Source organism: Dellaglioa sp. CoH-56-MRSF-10 (genome assembly GCF_056782175.1).
Map to the genome: position 1 here is coordinate 1 of NZ_JBXAYF010000088.1, position 299 is coordinate 299.

The following is a 299-nucleotide window of genomic DNA, read 5'->3' on the forward strand; positions in this document are numbered from 1 at the left end:
GCGCTATGGTCGTACCCGGAGTGCCGGGCACATTGTTATCGAGAGCCACGAGCCGGGTCGCCGCATTAATATGCATGCATATCTCCTATCAAAAACAGGGGCCGAAGCCCCTGTCTCCGTTACTGTGCCTGAACCGACGACAACGCTTCCGTGAACGACACACCTTGCTTGCTGATAACGACTTGCAGGTTGATGATGTGGATCGGTATCACCGGAATGATGATGACCGTCACGTTACGGATACCGCTGTTGAAGTCTTGCGCCGTGTTGTTCGACGAATCTGAGATCACTGTAGAATC

1 protein-coding gene is annotated in these 299 nt (G+C 53.2%); it reads right to left on the reverse strand.

All coding sequences use genetic code 11. From position 1 onward, the window contains the following. Positions 1–119: 119 nt before the first annotated feature. The coding region (locus AC1RP4_RS07920) for a hypothetical protein (protein ID WP_481763262.1) at positions 120–299 on the reverse strand (180 nt) is incomplete at its 5' end.